Source organism: Verrucosispora sp. FIM060022, assembly GCF_003977705.1.
Classification (GTDB): domain Bacteria; phylum Actinomycetota; class Actinomycetes; order Mycobacteriales; family Micromonosporaceae; genus Micromonospora; species Micromonospora gifhornensis.
Map to the genome: position 1 here is coordinate 101,877 of NZ_RQIV01000008.1, position 17,303 is coordinate 119,179.

Below are 17,303 nucleotides of genomic sequence, written 5' to 3' on the forward strand. Positions count from 1 at the left end.
CTCTGTTGCGAAAGAGGCCAGGGCGGACCGAAGTGGTCCGCCCTGGCCCGCTGTGCCGATGATTCACGCCTCGGCGATCGCCTTCTCGACCGTCAGCAGCAGGGTCGGCACCTCAGACTCGGGCAACCCGCCGCCCTGGGCGAGATCCGGGCTGCCGCCGCCGCGCCCGGAGAACGCCGCCTTGACCAGGTCGTTGGCGGCAAGACCCCGGCTGCGGGCGGCCGGGTTGACCGACACCACAAGCGACGCCTTGCCGTTCGACCGGGACGCCACCGCGACCACACCCGGCCGGGCCGCGTCGATCCGGCCCCGGATCTCCTGCGCGAGGGTGCGGACGTCGTTGCCGGCCGCGCCCTCGGGCGCCTCGATGCCGACGTAGGCGACCCCACGGACGTCCTTGGCCTGGGCGGCGAACGCCGCCGCGCCGCCGAGCACCAGCTGGGCGCGCAGCTTCTCCAGCTCCTTCTCCGCGTCGCGCAGCTGGGTGACGGTCTGCTCGACGCGGTCCGCGACCTGCTCGGAGGGAACCCGGTACAGCTCGGCGAGACGGGACACCAGCAGATGCTCCCGGGCCAGGAAGTTGAACGCGTCCATGCCGACGAGCGCCTCGACCCGGCGGACCCCGGACCCGATGGACGACTCCGAAAGGATCTTCACCAGGCCGAGCTGGCCGGAGCGGGACACGTGGGTGCCACCGCACAGCTCGCGGGCGTAGTCACCGACCTCGACCACCCGGACCTGGTCGCCGTACTTCTCGCCGAACAGCGCCATCGCGCCGATGCGACGCGCCTCGTCCAGCGACGTGACGAAGGCGTGCACCTCCAGGTCGGCCAGCAGCACCTCGTTGACCTGCTGCTCCACGTCCCGCAGCACGCTCGGGGCGACACCGGTCGCGGTGTTGAAGTCGAACCGGAGCCGACCCGGAGCGTTCAGCGAACCGGCCTGGGTGGCGGACTCGCCGAGGAAGTTGCGCATCGTCTGGTGCACCAGGTGGGTCGCGGTGTGCGACCGGGAGATCGCCCGCCGCCGACTGGTGTCGATCTCGGCGTAGCCGGTCTCCCCCGCGCGCACCTCGCCCCGGATCACCCGGGCCCGGTGCACGATCAGCCCCGGCACCGGCTGCTGCACATCGAGCACCTCGACCTGCCCACCGCCCACGGTGATCATGCCGAGGTCGGGCTGCTGCCCACCACCCTCGGCGTAGAAGGGGGTGGTGTCGAGCACCAGCTCGACCATGTCACCCTCGACCGCCGCCGCACGCGGGCCGTCGGTGCCGAGCACCGCCCGTACCGTCGACTCGCGGGCCGTCTCGGTGTAACCGGTGAAGGTCACCGGGCCCCCGGCGTCGAGCACCGACCGGTACGCCGACAGATCCGTGTGCCCGGTCTTGCGCGCCTGCGCGTCGGCCTTGGCCCGGGCCCGCTGGTCGGCCATCAGCCGGCGGAAGCCCTCCTGGTCGACGTCGAGCCCCTGCTCGGCGGCGATCTCCAGGGTCAGGTCGATCGGGAAGCCGTACGTGTCGTGCAGCTGGAACGCCTTGTCACCGGAGAGCGCCGGCTTGCCCGCCGACTTCGTCTCGGTGATCGCGGTGTCCAGGATCGTGGTACCGGCGCGCAGCGTGGCGAGGAAGGCGTCCTCCTCGGCGTACGCGTACGCGGAGATCCGGTCGAAGTCGGTGGCCAGTTCCGGGTACGACGGCGCCATGCAGTCCCGGGCCACCGGCAGCAGTTCGGGCAGCGCCCGCTCCTGCCAGCCGAGCAGCCGCACCGCCCGGATCGCCCGGCGCATGATCCGCCGCAGCACGTAGCCCCGGCCCTCGTTCGACGGGGTCACCCCGTCACCGATGAGCATCAGCGCGGTCCGCACGTGGTCGGCGACCACCCGCAGCCGTACGTCGTCGGGGTGGGACTGGTTGGCCGCCTGGCCGGACTGCGCGCCGTAACGCTTGCCGGTCAGCTCGGCCGCGCGCTCCAGGATCGGCCGAACCTCGTCGATCTCGTAGAGGTTGTCGACGCCCTGCAGGATGGAGGCCATCCGCTCCAGGCCCATGCCGGTGTCGATGTTCTTCTTCGGCAGCTCACCGACGATCCGGAACTCCTCCTTGCTCCGGACGTCCGCGATCTCGTACTGCATGAAGACGAGGTTCCAGAACTCCAGGTACCGGTCCTCGTCGACCTCCGGGCCGCCTTCGAGGCCGTACTCGGGGCCCCGGTCGTAGTACAACTCCGAGCAGGGGCCCGCCGGTCCGGGGATGCCCATCGACCAGAAGTTGTCCTTCTTGCCCCGGCGCACGATCCGCTCCGCCGGCACGCCGGTGCGCAGCCAGATGTCGTACGCCTCGTCGTCGTCCAGGTAGACCGTCGCCCAGATCCGCTCCGGGTCCAGCCCGAACCCCCCCGCCTCGACGGACTTGGTGGCCAGGTCCCAGGCGAACGGGATCGCCCCGTCCTTGAAGTAGTCACCGAAGGAGAAGTTGCCGTTCATCTGGAAGAACGTGCCGTGCCGGCTGGTCTTGCCGACCTCGTCGATGTCCGGCGTACGGATGCACTTCTGCACGCTCACCGCGCGGGGGAACGGCGGTGACTGCTGGCCCAGGAAGTACGGGACGAACTGCACCATGCCGGCGTTGACGAACAGCAGGTTCGGGTCGCTGATGGCGGGCAGCGGAGCGGACGGCACCACGGCGTGGCCATTCGCCTCGAAATGGGCGAGATACCGCCGCTTGATCTCCGCCGTCTTCATCGCTGGTGTTCCTCCGGAAAGATTTCTCGATCACCGAGCCGCGGGTCCTCCCGCAACTCGGCGAACTGGTCGTCGAACGCCTCACCCTGCGCGAACGCCTCGTGGATCTCCTGCTCCCGCTCGGCCATCCCGGCGCGCACGTCCGCGACGAAGCTACGCAGTTCCTCGACGAGGCCGCCAGCGGATTGCGACAGGTTGTCGGCGATGCCGGCCGGAGTGTACGCGTGCGCGGCACGGGTCGCCTTGCGGACCACCACCACGCCGACGGCCAGTCCGATACCCAGCCAGAACAGACGCCTCATGCTCGTACCTCCCGACGGGTCACTGGTTGCCGCGCCGGGCGGCGCGCCGCTGGGCCTTGATGGTGTCGCGGACCTCGCGCTCGGTCTCGGCGTGCCGGCGGGCGGATGCGGCCTTGCGCACCCCGTAGCCGAACGCGGCCACCTTGACCAGCGGGTTCGCCGCGGCGGCGGAGACGACGGTGACCAGGTTGGCGACGTTGGCGCTGATGTTCTGCGCGTGGCTGGTCATCGTGTCGACCTTGGCGAGTTGCAGGTTCACCCCGTCGAGCGAGGTCTGCACCTGCTCCAGGGTGACGTTGACGTTGCGCACCGTGGTGTTGACATCACCCAGCAGCGGGCCGGTCCGGTCGTTGAGCTCGTTGATCATCCGGGTGGTGGCGTCCACGGTGTGCCGCAGCCGCAGGATGGGCAGCGTCAGGATCAGCACCAGCATCGCGAACGCGATCGCCGCGATCAGCGCCGCGACCTCCAAAAAGCCCACGCCTGTCCTCCTCAACGAAATGTCTCGGGGCGGCATTATCCCCGATCCGCACGACCGTCTCGCCCGCGCCGACGCCCGCTGGCCCTGCCGAACGAACGGCAGGGTGACACGCGTGACGCCAGACCAGACCCTACCGTCCGTGATGACATCCGGCTCAGGACGGTGGTGACGGCGTCAAGTCACCCAACGGGTCGTCGCCCAGGGTCGGGTAGGGGTCCACACCGGTCAGTGACGGATCGGTGCTCGGCTGGGGCCGGGTCCGGTCGTCGTCGATCGCGTTGCGCACCTTCACCGTCACCAACGATCCAGGGCACTCCTCGGCGGCGGTCTCCGGGTCCAGCGACGGCACCACCGCCGGCTCACCGTCCACCGGAGGCGGTACGCAGGTGGGTGCCCGGACCCAGAGATCGAGGGTCAACTCGTCCCGCCGCCAGCAGGTGTAGCTGCCCTTCTCCTCCTGTTCGGGGCAGTAGGCCGGCTTCCACGGCTGCCAGCCGTCCTGACTGAGCGCCGACTCGTACACCTGGGCGGTCTCCTCCGGTGACCGCTCGGAGTTCACGGTCCGCTCCCGCAGCCGGCAGTCCAGCAGACACCAGCGGCTGCCGCTGACGGCGTCGACCGGGTCGACCGCGGCCCAGGTGGGCACCGCCAGGTCGTCCAACGAGGCGAAGACCGGGTCGCGGCCCTCCGCCCGCAGACCGAAGAAGGCAGGCACCACGCCGAGCAGCAGCACACTGGCCACCGCCAGGACCACCACGCGCAGCCGTTGGTTGCCGCCACCCTGGTGGCGCAGTTCGCCACCGTCGTCCGGCCCGTCGTCGACCGGCCCGTCGGCGTCCCCGCGTTCGGCGTCGGCGGGTCGCCGTACCTCCGGCTCCATGCCGGGTCGGAGCACGGCCGGGCCCATCGGCGCGACCGCCGCGGCGGCCCGGGCCACCACCGGCGATTCACCGACCCGCGACGGCGACGGGGGTACCGGTGCGGTGCCGGACGGTTCCGGACGCGACGGGTTACGTGGTGGCGGGGCGGCCCGACCCGCCTGCCGTTCCTCAGGGCGAACGTTGCCCCGGTGAGGGCCCGGTGGCGGGCCACCGGGTCGGCCGGGGCCACCGGCGGGTCCTCCGTCGGGACCACCCGCAACGCGCGGTCCGCCGCTGGTGGGCGCCGCCCTCGGCGGCACCGGCGGTTCGTCGCCGCGCCGCGCCCCCGGCGGGGGTACGGATGGAAACTCGCCCGACCGTCCCGTCCTCGGCGGCTCCGGCAGCCTGCCGGGGCGTGCCACATTCGGTGGCAGGTCGTCCGGCTCGACGGCGCGGCGCGCCGCTCCGGGCACTGCGGTGTCCGGCTGCCCCGGCACCCGGACAGGCCCGGCCGCCGGCGCTGACCCGGCGCGCCCGGCCACCGACGCCGATCCCGCCCGCCCGGCCGTCGAGGCCGTTCCGGGCCAGCCGGGCAGTGACTGGCCGGTGGTCGGCGGCCCGCCCGGCGATGGCTGACTGCCGGCCGGCAGCATGCCGGGCTGGTTGCTGACCGGCGGCACGCCGGGCGGCACGGCACGGCCACGGCCGGTGGGCGGCTCGTCGTGGCGCGGTGCGCCGGCGGCCGGCCGCCGTGGTCCGGTGCCGGGCCGGGCCGTCTCGGCGCCGGGGGCCGGACGGCCCGGTGGCGGCCCGGTGGGAGTGTCCATGCCGCGCTGCTCACGCGTCGCGGGCAGGTCGTCGGTGGACGAACCGGCCGGGGCGTTGCCCGGCCGGATCGTGCGCAGCGCCGGATCGGTGTGATGGGCACGACCGGCCTGTCGCAGCCAGTCCGCCGGCCGTTGTGGGCGGCCGGCGCCGCCAGCCGCGTCTGCCGGTGATTGTGGGCGGTCGGCACGGCTGGCCGGGTCGCCCGGTCGTGGGGCGCGACCGGTGCCGCTGGACTGGTCCGCCGGTCGTGGGGCGTGCCCGGCACCGCTGGCCGGGTCGGCCGGTCGTGGGGCGCGACCGGTGCCGCTGGTCGGGTCGGCCTGGCGTGGGGCGTGGTCGGTGCGGCCGACTGGATCCGCCGCCCGCCGCCCCAGGTCATCGGCCGGGCCGGACCTGGTGACCGGCCCTTCCTCGGCGGCTCGCCGGCCAGGCCGGCCCAGCGGTTCCGGTTCCCCTGGGTGTACGGAGGCGGGCACGTCCGTCGCGCCGGCCGCCCGAGCACCGGTGACCGGCGGCTCGGGTGCTGCCCGACGCCCCCGAGACGGAGTCGCCGGGGTCTGCGGCGGGACCGACGCGGCCCGGCGGGCCCGGGGCGGATGCTCGTCGCCGGCGGAGGACGACTCGGGAATCGACGGAGCGTTGCCGGACAACGGCACCGCCGGTTGGTCCACGTCGGGCTCGGCGGCGCGCCGTCGACCGGCGCGCCGGCCGCCGGCCGGTGCGCCGGTGGGACCGGCCCCCGACACGGGCGTCATGCCGGTCGGCGGACGACCCGGGCCGCGCTCGATCGGTTCGCCGCCGGAAGGTGCCTCGGGAACCGCCCGACGACCCGGCTGAGCGTACGGACGTGGCCCGGTGTTGCCTTCCGCCGGACCAGGAACGCCAGCAGGGTCCAGATGGTCCGGCGCGGCACGACGAGGGCCGGCGGGTGTGCCGGCCGGCCGGCCGACCGTGCGACGCGACGTGGGCGGGCCCGACACCGGACCGACCGGCACACCGGAGACCGGGCCGTCCGGCGTACCGGGGATCGGGCCGGTCACCGGCCCACCGAAGAACGGCGGGCCGCCGGCCGGACGGGGCCCACCGGCCGCAGCGGGCCCTCCAGGCACAGCGGATCCCCCATGCGCTGCGGGGCCTCCAGCCGGGATGGACCCCCCAGCCGGACGGGGTCCGCCAGCCGGGGCAGCCCCACCGGCCGGACGGGGTCCGCCAGCCGGGGCGAGGCCACCGGTCTGATGCGGGCCGCCAGCCGGGCGGGTGAGCGGCGCGCCTGGCCAGGGGCCGTCCACCGGGCGGGCGCGGGGCGGTTCGGCGGTTGCCGGGCGCGGCGGGGACGACGGGTCGGCACCAGCGGGACGTCCGAGATCCGGTTGCGTACGCGCGTCAGCGGTAGGCCCTGGGACCGGCCCCGTCGGCGGCCCCGACGAGCCCGGGGCAGGGTGGGGGCGGCCCGGAAGCGGACCGATACGGCCGGCGGCCGGCGGGCCGGCACGATCCGGGCCGGGTGGCACCGCCGCGCCAGGTGGCACTGGACCGGGTGGCACCGCCGGGCCGGACCGCGCGGCCGGTGCCTCCGGTGTGGGTGGCGCGCCGTCGGGACCGAGACCACCGCGCTGCTGCTTGGCCGAGCGCAGATCGTCGATCCAGCCGAAGTCCTCGCCGCCTTCCGGTTCCTCCGCGACGGCCTCGGACTTGTTGCGGCCCCAGCGGCGGTTCTTGGGACGCCGCTCGTCCTGGCCGTCCTCCGGTCGCTCCGAACCAGGCGATCTCACTGTTGACCCTTCCCGTCGGCGCGATCGCCGACCTCATCGGTCACTTCGGCGTCCGCGGTCGTCAACTGCGGTTCCTCGGCACCGGGTCGGGCCGGAGCCCGACCGGAGACCGGTGGCGTCGTCGTGGGGGCGGCCAGGCCACGGACGATCCGGCGCAACAACGGCAGCCGGGTGGCCACCGACCGTTCCGCGCCGTGCTGGCTCGGCTGGTAGTAGTCGGTCCCGACCAGGTCGTCCGGCACGTACTGCTGGCGGACCACGCCACGCTGGTCGTCGTGGGGGTAGCGGTACCCGGTGCCGTGGCCGAGGCCGCGGGCACCGGCGTAGTGGGCGTCGCGCAGACTCCGCGGCACCGCGCCACCCCGACCCGCCCGTACGTCGGCGATCGCCGCGCCGATCGCGGTGGTGGCCGAGTTCGACTTGGGTGCGGTGGCGAGGTGGATCACCGCCTGAGCGAGGTTGAGCTGCACCTCGGGCAGGCCGACGTACTCGACCGCGTGCGCGGCGGCGGTCGCCACGCTGAGCGCGCTCGGATCGGCCATGCCGACGTCCTCGCTGGCGAAGATGACCAGTCGTCGGGCGATGAACCTCGCGTCCTCCCCGGCGACCAGCATCCGGGCCAGCCAGTGCAACGCGGCGTCCACGTCCGAACCCCGCATGCTCTTGATGAAGGCGCTTGTCACGTCGTAGTGCGCGTCGCCGGCGCGGTCGTAGCGCACGGCCGCGGTGTCCACCGCCCGCTCGGCGGTGGCCAGGTCGATCCGACCGGTGCCCAGCGCGGTGGCCGAGCCGGCCGCTGCCTCCAGGGCGGTCAACGCCTTGCGGACGTCCCCGCCCGCCAGCCGGACGAGATGGTCCTCGGCCTCGCTGTCGAGGGTGAGCGCACCGGCCAGACCCCGCTCGTCGGTCATCGCCCGGCGCAGCAGGCCGCGCACCGCCGCGTCGTCGAGGGGTTGCAGGGTGAGCAGCACGCACCGGGACAGCAGCGGCGAGATGACCGAGAAGTACGGGTTCTCCGTGGTGGCCGCCAGAAGCGTGACGGTACGGTCCTCGACGGCGGCGAGCAGGGAGTCCTGCTGGGTCTTGCTGAACCGGTGCACCTCGTCGATGAAGAGCACGGTGGGCGGTCCCCCCGACCGGCGCTGCCGCCGCGCGGTGTCGATCACCGCTCGGACGTCCTTCACCCCGGCCGACAACGCCGACATGGCGACGAACCGCCGGTCGGTGGCAGCGGCCACCAGATGGGCGATGGTCGTCTTGCCGCTTCCAGGCGGCCCCCAGAGGATGACCGACATCGGGGCGTCACCGGTGACGAGTTGTCGCAGTGGCGCGCCGGGGGCGAGCAGGTGGTCCTGACCGACGAGTTCGTCCAGGGTCGCCGGACGCATCCGCACCGGCAGCGGGGCGTCCGGGCCGACCGGGGTGAAGCCGCCGACGCCACTGGAACCCGCCACCGCACTGGCTGCTGCGGCAGGTTCACCCAGGGTGAAGAGCGTCTCGGACTCCATCACGAGAACAGTACCGGGCTCGACCGACGGCGCCAGAATCACGCCGTCGACCGAGCCCGGGATGATCCTTCTCGGTCAGCCGCGACCGGGGCGACGGCCCCGGTACCAGCGGCCACCGCGCCCGCCCACGCCGGCCAGGTGCAGCGCGAGCAGCAGCAGGCCGATGAGTACGAGGGTGTTCCAGTTGAACAGGTCCGGCGCTCCGAGGTTGCTGCCCAGCAGGTCGAGCAGAAGTGCGAAGCCGAAGACCACGGCGGCGGCGATAGCGAGCATGACGTTCCTCCGGTGGGGGTGCCAGTAGGTCGTCCCGCATGTACCCGATCGGTCCCGACGCCAATCTCCACGGTGGAGCACCGACCCGCGCCGAGAAGGGCAGGCCGCCACCCCGGGAGGGGCCGTTCGTGCCCTTGTCCCGGCACCCCTAGGCTCATCCTCATGGTCATCGCCGACGGGGCGCTCGCCGAGCGGGAGGCGATTTTGAGCGCCATGGACCAGCACCCGTTCGTCCGACACTCACTACCGACGCGGGAGACCTTTCGGGTCTGGCGAGGGGACGGCACCCTGGGCTGGCTGCTACCCGCTGCCACGCTGGGGCCGCTGGGTGGAGTCTTCGGGCCGCCGGCCGAGGCGCTCGAATTGTTCGGCGCGCTCACCGCCGAGGGTGTCTTCCAGCCCGGCCGCTGGGTGCACCTGCCCCGGCTGGCCTCGGAAGCCCTCGACGCCGTGCCGAGCGTGACGGGCCACGAGGACTGGGACTTCCTCTGGACGACCACGCCACCGCCGCGGCAGCCGGGCGAGGAGCGGGTCGTCCGGCTCTCCGAGGCGGACCACCCGGCGTTGACCGCGCTCATCGACGAGTCGTTTCCGACCTCGACGGCACGGCCGGGCAATCCACAGGTCGTCGACTGGTACGGCATCCGCGAGGGCGACCGGCTGATCGCCTGCGGGGCCGACCGGACCCGAGGTGACGTGGGCTTCCTCGCCGGGCTGACGGTTGCTCCGGCCTTTCGCGGTCGCGGCCTGGGCGCCGCGCTCACCGCCGGCATGAGCCGCGCGCTGGCAGCCCACCACGACACGCTGGCGCTGGGTGTCTACCCGGCCAACATCGGCGCGATCCGGCTCTACCGTCGGCTCGGTTACACCGCCGCCTTTTCGCTCACCTCGGTGCGCTGCGCCTGACCAGCCGCCGGCTCACCGTCCCCCGCCAGTCTGGCCACCGGCACGCCTGGCGGTCCGGCCGCCGGCACGCCGGCATCCCGCCCATCGCCTGCGGGGTGGCGGCCGGCGCGCCAGGCCGGCAGGTAGAGCGGCGCGGCGACGGCCAGCACCACCGCGCCGACCAGCATCGCCGTACTCACCCCGGCTCGGTCGCCGATGTAGCCGAGCACCACCCCACCGAGGGCGCCCGCCGGCATCGCCACCATGGAGTTCAGCGAGATCAGACTGGTCCGGTACGGGCCGGCGACCTGCCGATGCAGCAGCCCCATGTGCAACGGGTTGGACGCGCCGTGCACGGCGTAGCAGGCGACGAAGGCGATCAGCACTCCGGTCGGACCGGCGAACAGCGCCATGCCGACGACGGTGATGCCCTGCAGGATCCGCAGCAGGGCGGCACCGGGCGCGGCACCGAGCCGACGGATGAGCAGTGGCGTCAACGCCGCGCCGCCGGCCGAGGCGAGCCACGCCGCCGTACTGGCCGGGCCGAGCAGGGTGGCGGCCCGATCCGCGTCGGCGACCACCTCGGCCAGCCGGATCGGCAACAGCCCCTCGAAGGTGGCCATGCCGAAGCCCCAGAACAACTCGACCGCCACCAACGCGAGCAGCACCCGGGAGCGGCGCAGCAGGCCGAACGCCTCGCCCACCATCCGTGGGGCCTCCCGCACCGAGGCGCGCAGCGCCGCCGGCCCGGTCACCGCGCGTCGTTCCGTCAACAGAGCCAGCAACGCCACCAGGTAGACCACCTGCAAGCCGACGGCGGCGATCACCGGTCCGGTCAGCGCGCTGAGCGGACCGATCGGCCCGAGGGCCACCAGGGCGCCGCTGAGCAGCGCGCCGGCCGCCATGGCCAGGCCGAGCACCGTGCCGCCCTGGCCGAGCCCGTTCTCGTACCGGGCGTCGGGGTCGGCGGCCAGGGTGGTGTCGACGTACCAGGACTCCAGGGGGCCGCTGTCCAGGGCGCGGAACACACCCTGCAACGCCCAGACGGCGACCAGCAGGGCGAAGGAGTCCGCCACCACCAGCAGCCCGGTCGAGACGAGACCGACCAGGCTCGCCACCACCAGCACCGGCTTGCGCCCGAGGGCGTCGGCGAACCCACCGGTCGGCAACTCCAGCGCCAGGACCACCACGCCCTGCGCGGCGATGGCCAGACCGATCTGGGTCAGCGTCAGGCCGCGTTCCTGCATGAGCAGGATGGTCACCGGGATCAGCAGGCCGACCGGCAACCAGCGCAGGCCGTGCAGGACCAGGTAACGCCGCCGGACCTGGCGTACGGACAGGGGGTTCACCGGCCGCCACCGATCAGCAACGGCAGCGCGGCGAGGAAGATCTGCACCTGCTCGGCACCGGGCTCGGCCGGATCAGCCTCGGCACGGTAGCGCTCCAGCACCTGCCACACCTGTGTGCGCAGCTCCGCCAGCCGGGTCACCGGAATGGTCATGAAGATGTCGCTCATGCCGAACGCGTCGCGCCAGGCCGGCGGCCACTGGTCGCGTACGGCGAACCACCGCTCGGCTTGCTCGGCGTACTGGCGTACCTGCTCGGCCTGGATCCACTCGATGGCCGCCCGCGCATCCGGGTCGTCGTCGAAGTCGGTGTTCTCCCAGTTCGTGACGTCGTGCGCGGCGCGCCACCATCGCTGCCGCCCGGTCCCCCGGTCGGGTTCCTCGACCACCAGCCCCACCTCGGCCAACTGCCGCAGGTGGTAACTGGTCGCCCCGGTGTTGGTGTCGAGCAACTCAGCAAGCCCGGTAGCCGTCGCCGGCCCCTTGATCCGCAACGCCCCCAACAGCCGCGTCCGCAGCGGATGCGCCAACGCCCGAACCTGCCGCCCATCGATCCGCACCCGCCTGGGCCGGCCCTTCTCACCACTCCCCATTCATCCACAATACCTATGCACAACTCTTATGCACAATCCCTGTGCACCCTCCTTGCCCCGCGATCTTGCACTCATGGTCGCCCTTTAGCGGCTTTTGCACGGGTTCGCCCCGACAGAAAGAGCAAGATCGGCGCGGGCGGGCGGGGTGGGGTTAGTACTCCAACGTCACTTGATCTTCCGTCTGGTTTCGTGACCGAGTCTGCGCTGGTAGTGGGATCGTCGGGCTCGGGCTTGGGATGTTCGTCGCCAGGTCGACCAGTGCAGGGTGTGTTGTGGCGGTAGTGATGCGGTGAGGACGAAGGCGTTGAGGAGTCGGCGGATCTCGGCGATGGTCAGCGCGATGATCTCGGGGTCAGCGTCGGGTTGTTGCGCGGTGGCGGTGAGGATGGTCAGGACGGCCAGGGCGAGCATGGCCAGGGTGATGAATCGGTGCCAGCCGGTCCAACCGCGGACTTGGTAGTGGTCCAGTCCGACCTGGCCTTTGCCGGTCTGGAACAGCTCCTCGATGCTCCAGCGGGAGCCGGCGACGGTCACGAGGGTGTGCAGCGGCACCGGGCGGGGTGACCAGCACAGGTAGAAGGCCAGCTCGCCGGTGCTGCGGTTGCGGCGGATGAGCAGCCACCGATGTTCACCGCGCCGGGTGGCGGTGGTGATCCAGGCCCACAGGTAGTCGCGGGGGCCTTTGGCCCCGGGCCCGCAACTGTGCTGCTGCCACTCGGTAGTGGGGATCCGGTCGGCGAGGTCGTCGACCCGCACGAGGGTGCGGCCGTTATTGACGTGCACGCGGCGGTCGCAGCCGACGGCCAGGACGTAGCCGATTCGGCGGTCTTCGAGGTCAGCGCGCAAGCTGGGGTCGGCACCGTAGACCTCGTCGCCGGTCACCCATCTGAACGGGACACCCGCGTCGAGCGCGGCGGCGATCATCTGCCGGGCAAGGGCGGGTTTCGTGGCGAACTCGACCTGGTCAGGGACACCGGCGGCGGTGAGACGGTCGCGGCGATCGCACCAGGTCGCCTCCGGCAGGTAGAGCCGACGGTCGATCAACGCCCGCCCGGCAGGCGTCACGTAGGCCAGGAACACCCCGACCTGACTGTTCTCGACACGACCGGCAGTGCCCGTGTACTGCCGCTGCACCCCGACCGAGCACACACCCTTCTTCAGAAACCCCGTCTCGTCAGTGACCAGCACACCATCGGGATGGCCGAGCTGCTCCACCAGCCAGTCCCGCACGTCGTCGCGGACGGCGTCGGCGTCCCACACCGCTGTGCGCAGCAGCCGCTGCATCGCCTGCGGATCGTCGTGACCCGCCCGCTCCGCGAGGGACCAGCAGGTCTTGCGTTCCACGCTCGACAGCAGCCCTTCCACGAACTGCCCGGCGCTGCGACGAGGCTCCGCTCGCACGAACCGGCCAGCGACACGCGTCACCGCCTCGTCCATGATGACCCGCCACCCGGCGGGGTCTACGCTGTGGCACACGGCCACCGCACGATCTTCGGTTGTCCTCACAAACCATCGATGATCAACGCGGTGGCCGTCCTCATGCCCACGCCACGCCCAACGCCGAAACCAACTGACGTTGGAGTATTAGAGAGTGAGGAGTTCGGTGATGCCGCGTAGGCGGGTGCGGAGCAGGGTGGTGGCGCGGGTGGTGTCGAGGCGGATCGTGGTGGGACGGACCAGGCCGTACTCGACCGTGGTCGTGGTCTTCAGGGCGGACGCGTCGAGTTCCTCGTGGTGCGCCACCAGCCGACCCAACTCGGCCCGGCTGACCGCCTCCGGACCGGCCACGTTCAGCGGTCCGGCGTAGTCGGAGTCGACAAGTTCCACCACGGCGGCGGCGAGGTCGGTGACGTCGATCGGGCAACGCAGCTCGTCGGTGAAGAGCGTGGCCCGACCGGCCAACGCGTCGCGACAGAGCTGGATCTGCTTGCTGCCCGCACCCACGATCAGCGAGGTACGCACCAGCACCGCAGACGGGTCGAGCGCCCGTACCACCGTCTCCGCGGCCGCCTTCGCCGCACCGTACGGGAAGACCGGGGTGGGTGGATCGTCGTCGGCGTACGCCTCGGGACGCCCGGCGTGCAGCGCGTCGCTGGACATGTGCACCAGCCGGGCACCCACCTCGGCAGCGGCCCCGGCCACGTGCGCCGCCCCGTCGGCGGTGACCGCCCAGGCGTCGTACCGGTAGGAGGCGTTGACCACGACGTCGGGGCGCACGTCCGCGACCAGCGCACGCACCGCGGACCGGTCCGTCACGTCCAGCCGCCGGACCACCACCCCCGGCACCCGCACATCACCGCAGTGGCACGTCCCGACCACCGACCACCCCGCGCCGACCCCCCGCCGACACACCTCCCGCCCCAGGAACCCGCTACCCCCCACCACCAGAACCCGCATCCTCAGCCTCCCCCGGTTGGTCGATCAAGAAGTTGCGTCGCCGAAGCGCCTAGAGCATGACGCAAACTTCTTGATCGACCAGGAAGCCAAGGAGGCCGCGGGGGCCGAGCAAGGGTGGGTGGGTCAGGTGGGGTCGGCTACCGGGGCGGCGGGGCCGGCGGTGCCGGGGTGGGGGGTCTGGGTCGGCTTGGGCTTGGCGTCGACGCCGGCTTCGGTGCGCTGCTGGGCGGTGATGGGGGTGGGGGCGCCGGTGAGGGGGTCGAAGCCGCCTCGGGTCTTCGGGAAGGCGATCACCTCGCGGATCGAGTCGGCACCGGCGAGCAGCATGCAGACCCGGTCCCAGCCGAAGGCGATGCCGCCGTGCGGCGGCGGGCCGTAGTTGAACGCCTCCAGCAGGAAGCCGAACTTGTCCTGCGCCTCCTCGGGCGTGATGCCGAGCAGGTCGAAGACCCGCTGCTGCACGTCACGCCGGTGGATACGGATCGAGCCGCCGCCGATCTCGTTGCCGTTGCAGACGATGTCGTACGCGTACGCCAGCGCCCGGTCCGGTGCCTCCTCGAAGCGGTCCACCCACTCGGAGTTCGGCGAGGTGAACGGGTGGTGCACCGCCGTCCAGCCACCCTCGTCGGTCTTCTCGAACATCGGCGCGTCGACCACCCAGCAGAACGCCCAGGCACTCTCGTCGATCAGGCCGGCCCGCTTGGCGATCTCGATCCGGGCCGCGCCGAGCAGCTCCTGCGCCTCCCGGGTCTCGGCGCTGGCGGCGAAGAAGATCGCGTCACCGGGCTTGGCGCCGACCGCGTCGGCCAGCCCGTTCAGGTGCTCGGCCGACAGGTTCTTCGCCACCGGGCCGCGTGCCTCGCCGGTCTCGGCGTCGAGCACCACGTACGCCAGGCCCTTCGCGCCGCGCGCCTTGGCCCAGTCCTGCCAGCCGTCCAGCTCCTTGCGGGTCTGGCTGGCACCACCGGGCATGACCACCGCGCCGACGTACCCCCCGGCGTCGATCGCGCCGGCGAAGACCCGGAACTGGGTGCCGCGCAGGTAGTCGGTCAGCTCGGTCAGCTCGACGCCGTAGCGCAGGTCGGGCTTGTCCGAGCCGTACCGCGCCATCGCGTCGTGCCAGGTGATCCGCGGGATCGGGCGGGGGATCTCGTACCCGGCCAGGTCGGACCAGAGGGAGGCGACGATCGCCTCACCGAGGTCGATCACGTCATCCTCGGTGACGAAGGACATCTCGATGTCCAGCTGGGTGAACTCCGGCTGCCGGTCGGCCCGGAAGTCCTCGTCGCGGTAGCAGCGGGCGATCTGGTAGTACCGCTCCATGCCGCCGACCATCAGCAGCTGCTTGAACAGCTGCGGCGACTGCGGCAGGGCGTACCAGCTGCCGGGCTGCAGGCGCACCGGGACCAGGAAGTCGCGGGCACCCTCCGGGGTGGACCGGGTCAACGTCGGGGTCTCGATCTCCAGGAAGTCCCGCTCGTGCAGCACGGTGCGGGCCAGCTGGTTGGCCCGCGAGCGCAGCCGCATCGCCTTGGCCGGGCCGCTGCGGCGCAGGTCGAGGTAGCGGTACTTGAGCCGGATGTCGTCGCCGGCGACCACCTGGTCGTCGACCGGCAGCGGCAGCGGCGCCGCCTCGGAGAGCACGTCCAGCTCGGACGCGGTCACCTCGATCTCGCCGGTGGGCAGCTCCGGGTTCTCGTTGCCCTCGGGGCGTCGGGTCACCTCACCGACGACCTTGACGCAGTACTCGTTGCGCAGCGCGTGCGCGTCCTCCTCGCGGAAGACCACCTGGACCACGCCGGAGCCGTCGCGCAGGTCGACGAAGATGACACCGCCGTGGTCGCGCCGGCGGGCCACCCACCCGGCGAGCGTCACCGTGGTGCCGGCGTCCGTCGCGCGCAGGCTGCCGGCGTCATGGGTACGGATCACGGCGTGCGTCTCCCTCGTGAAGCTCTACATCTGTTCCCGGCATTCTCGCAGCACGCCCCCGCCGCCGTTTGCCGGGTGCAAGGAAGGGCACCTTGTTAACGCCTCAGGTAGTAAAGGGGCCCCCTTTTAACAGTCAGCGCGCACCGGATCGAGGTGCTCCGCTACCTGGTGCCCGCGCACACGCGGGCGGCCCACCAGATCGACATGCGTCGGCGCGTGAACGTCGGCACGCATGCGGGCGGGCCGCCGGAGGAGGAATCCGGCGGCCCGCTGCGGTGAGGAGGGTCAGTGGTGCGAACGGATCAGTAGACGCTGACGCCGTAGCGGCTCAGCACCGGCCCGACCGGCTGGAAGTAGGTGGTGCCGCCGATGCTGCAGTTGCCGCTGCCGCCAGAGGTCAGGCCGAGCGCGATGGTGCCGCTGAACAGCGAGCCCCCGCTGTCACCGGGCTGGGCGCAGATGTTGGTCCGGATCAGGCCGCGGACCTGACCCTCGGCGTAGTTGACCGTGGCGTTGAGGGCGGTCACCGAGCCGCTGCGTACGCCGGTGGTGCTGCCGGAGCGCTGCGCGGACTGGCCGACGTAGGCGTTGCCGGAGGCGGTGATGTCGCGGAAGGTGCCGTTGTAGAGGGAGACGTTGCCCGGCTGCACCACGCTCTGGTTGCTGTACCGGACGATGCCGTAGTCGCTACCCGGGAAGACGCTGCCGGTACGCGAACCCAGCAGCGAGGTCTGGCTGGAGTTGCTGTACCAGTTCGCCGCGATGTTGGTGCAGTGCCCCGCGGTGATGAAGTAGTACGTGCTGCCGGCCCGCACGTTGAAGCCGAGCGAGCAACGCCCGCCGCCCTGCGCGTAGATGGCCTCGCCACCGGAGATGCGGGTGCTCAGCACACCGGCCTCGGCCTCGATGCGTACCGCGCCGTTGGTCCGCGCCGCGGCGGCCTTGACGCGCTCCAGCTTGGCGCCGGTCACCGTGCTGTCGACGGAGACGACGACCTGGTTGGTGGCCGGGTCGACCCACCAGGCGGTGCCCGGGATGGCCGCGGAGCGGTCCAGTTCGGCGGTGGCCCGGTTCAGCTCCGCCGCACCACGCTTGACCAGCTTCGGGGTGGCGCCGGCCGACGCCACCTGGCGGGCGGCGAGGCTGTCGGTCACCGCCACGACCATCTTGCCGGCCGCATCGGCGTACGCGCCGGCGGCGCGGGCGCCGAGCCGCTCGGCGAGAGCCGCAGCGGAGTCAGGCGTGGCGGACGCGGGGGCCGCCTGGGCGGGGGTGCCGGCCAGTACGCCAGCGACGAGGGTTCCGGCCGCGGCGACGGTGACGGCGCGGCGCAGCATTGACCTTGTGGGTCGCATGTAACAGCCTCCCGGAGGGGGTTGGAGGGCCC

The 17,303-nt window shown here is 72.5% G+C and carries 13 protein-coding genes; 1 reads left to right on the top strand and 12 read right to left on the bottom strand.

What is annotated here, in order from left to right:
* Positions 1-63: 63 nt before the first annotated feature.
* The 6 genes from alaS to EG812_RS21080 form a co-directional block, all read right to left on the bottom strand.
* Complete coding sequence (alaS, locus tag EG812_RS21055) at positions 64-2,742, bottom strand: alanine--tRNA ligase (RefSeq protein ID WP_126712545.1); 2,679 nt, start codon at positions 2,740-2,742, stop codon at positions 64-66.
* Positions 2,739-3,044: a hypothetical protein gene (locus EG812_RS21060; protein WP_013732747.1), complete on the bottom strand. Its 306-nt coding sequence runs from the start codon at positions 3,042-3,044 to the stop codon at positions 2,739-2,741. Before EG812_RS21060 ends, alaS begins: the two co-directional genes overlap by 4 nt.
* 19 nt (positions 3,045-3,063) lie before the next feature.
* Positions 3,064-3,525 (bottom strand): DUF948 domain-containing protein, encoded by a 462-nt coding sequence (locus tag EG812_RS21065; protein ID WP_013732746.1) that lies wholly within the window; start codon positions 3,523-3,525, stop codon positions 3,064-3,066.
* Between the two features lie 154 nt (positions 3,526-3,679).
* Positions 3,680-4,405, bottom strand: coding sequence for a hypothetical protein (locus tag EG812_RS21070; RefSeq protein WP_415877997.1), 726 nt, complete (start codon positions 4,403-4,405; stop codon positions 3,680-3,682).
* A gap of 2,576 nt (positions 4,406-6,981) precedes the next feature.
* A complete protein-coding gene (locus EG812_RS21075; RefSeq protein WP_013732743.1) occupies positions 6,982-8,493 on the bottom strand; it encodes a replication-associated recombination protein A in 1,512 nt (503 codons plus the stop codon).
* A gap of 75 nt (positions 8,494-8,568) precedes the next feature.
* Positions 8,569-8,766 carry a hypothetical protein gene (locus EG812_RS21080; protein ID WP_013732742.1) on the bottom strand — a complete coding sequence of 66 codons (198 nt, stop codon included), beginning with the start codon at positions 8,764-8,766 and terminating at the stop codon, positions 8,569-8,571.
* Positions 8,767-8,928: 162 nt separating this feature from the next.
* Here EG812_RS21080 and EG812_RS21085 point away from each other — a divergent pair, with 162 nt between their 5' ends.
* Entirely contained in the window at positions 8,929-9,672 is a 744-nt protein-coding gene (locus tag EG812_RS21085; RefSeq protein ID WP_126712546.1) for a GNAT family N-acetyltransferase, read from the top strand.
* Here the strand turns inward: EG812_RS21085 and EG812_RS21090 are convergent.
* From EG812_RS21090 to EG812_RS21115, 6 genes are all read right to left on the bottom strand, one after another.
* Positions 9,630-11,000, bottom strand: a complete 1,371-nt coding sequence (locus EG812_RS21090) for an MFS transporter (protein WP_126712547.1) — start codon at positions 10,998-11,000, stop codon at positions 9,630-9,632. The genes EG812_RS21085 and EG812_RS21090 overlap by 43 nt on opposite strands.
* Positions 10,997-11,590, bottom strand: a complete 594-nt coding sequence (locus EG812_RS21095; protein ID WP_043720317.1) for a helix-turn-helix domain-containing protein — start codon at positions 11,588-11,590, stop codon at positions 10,997-10,999. Before EG812_RS21095 ends, EG812_RS21090 begins: the two co-directional genes overlap by 4 nt.
* A gap of 165 nt (positions 11,591-11,755) precedes the next feature.
* Positions 11,756-13,027, bottom strand: a complete 1,272-nt coding sequence (locus tag EG812_RS21100) for an IS701 family transposase (RefSeq protein ID WP_126712543.1) — start codon at positions 13,025-13,027, stop codon at positions 11,756-11,758.
* A gap of 147 nt (positions 13,028-13,174) precedes the next feature.
* Complete coding sequence (locus tag EG812_RS21105; RefSeq protein WP_126712548.1) at positions 13,175-13,987, bottom strand: SDR family oxidoreductase; 813 nt, start codon at positions 13,985-13,987, stop codon at positions 13,175-13,177.
* Positions 13,988-14,110: 123 nt separating this feature from the next.
* Positions 14,111-15,916, bottom strand: coding sequence for an aspartate--tRNA ligase (aspS, locus tag EG812_RS21110; RefSeq protein WP_126712549.1), 1,806 nt, complete (start codon positions 15,914-15,916; stop codon positions 14,111-14,113).
* 302 nt (positions 15,917-16,218) lie between these two features.
* Complete coding sequence (locus EG812_RS21115; RefSeq protein ID WP_043720310.1) at positions 16,219-17,271, bottom strand: S1 family peptidase; 1,053 nt, start codon at positions 17,269-17,271, stop codon at positions 16,219-16,221.
* Positions 17,272-17,303 lie beyond the last annotated feature (32 nt).